General features: G+C 64.4%; 1 protein-coding gene. It reads left to right on the top strand.

Features of this window, described 5'->3' with window-relative positions; all coding sequences use genetic code 11:
* On the top strand, window positions 1-1426 hold a 1426-nt coding region (locus ACODSO_RS29140; RefSeq protein ID WP_489040074.1), incomplete at both ends, for an acetyl-CoA carboxylase biotin carboxylase subunit.

The raw sequence follows: 1426 nt of genomic DNA, 5'->3' as shown, positions 1-1426 counted from the left end.
TGTTCAAGCGGATTGCAGTAGTCAACAGGGGTGAGGCGGCTGTTCGCCTGATCAGGGCTGTGAAGGAACTCAACGCCGAGTACGACTACGGCATTCGGACGGTGGCGTTGCATACCGAGGCTGAGCGGCGGGCGATGTTCGTTCGTCAGGCTGATGAGGCTGTGACGTTGGCCAAGCCGGAGGTGGGGTCGGCGTATCTCGATTACGGGGTGCTCGAGGCGGCGTTGGTGGCGTCGGGTGCCGATGCGGTGTGGGTGGGGTGGGGTTTCGTGGCGGAGGACCCGAAGTTCGCCGATATCGTGGCCCGGTTGAACATCACCTTCATCGGGCCTTCTGCTGCGGCGATGCGTCTGTTGGGGGACAAGGTCGAAGCGAAATTGTTGGCGGAGAAGGTCGGTGTGCCGGTCGCTCCGTGGTCGGGGGGCCCGGTGCAGACCCGCGCGGATGCCCGCCGTCATGCTGCGGCGATCGGGTATCCGTTGATCATCAAGGCCCGCTCCGGTGGTGGTGGCCGCGGTATCCGCAAAGTCTTCGCCGAGGACGAACTCGAATTGGCGTTGGAGCGCACTCAGGGTGAAGCCGAACGCTCTTTCGGTGACCCGGTGGTGTTCATCGAACGTCTGGTCACCGACGCCCGCCACGTCGAGGTGCAGGTCATCGCCGACAATCACGGCAATGTGTGGGCGCCGGGTGTGCGGGACTGCTCGATCCAGCGCCGCAACCAGAAGGTCATCGAAGAATCCTCCTCGCCCCTGCTGACCAAGGAGCAGGCCGATCACCTGCGGTCGGTGTCCGCCGAACTGGTGCGTGCCGCCGGGTATGCCGGTGCGGGCACGGTGGAGTACCTGTATCAGCCCGAGCAGAAGATCTTCACGTTCCTCGAAGTCAACACCCGGCTGCAGGTCGAGCATCCGATCACCGAGTTCACCACCGGTATCGATCTGGTCAAACTGCAGATCCTCGTCGCCGACGGCGACGCCCTCGAGGGCGAATGCCCGGCCGAGTTCGGTCATGCTGTCGAAGCCCGCCTCAATGCCGAGGACGCCGACAATGGTTTCGCTCCGGCACCGGGCAGTGTGGAACTGCTCAAGTTCCCCCTCGGTTCCGGTATCCGCGTCGATACCGGTATCGCTCAGGGCGATGTCATTCCCCCCGATTACGATTCGATGGTCGCCAAGGTCATCGCGTGGGGCCGGGACCGTAGCGAAGCGTTCGCGCGGCTGCGCAACGCACTACGCGAGACCACCGTCGTCATCGACGGCGGCACGACCACCAAGTCGTTCCTGCTCAGCCTCCTCGACAAAGAGGAAGTCATTTCCGCTTCCGCTGACACCGGGTGGCTCGACCGTACCGATGCGGGCACCCCGGCCGGTCCGACCGTCTACGCCGACGTCGCGATCATCGCCGCCGCGATCGATGCCTACGA

It is taken from the genome of Rhodococcus sp. FG69 (assembly GCF_057808915.1).
The sequence above is the reverse complement of the archived record's forward strand: the minus strand, read 5'-3'. Positions and strand labels throughout refer to the sequence as shown.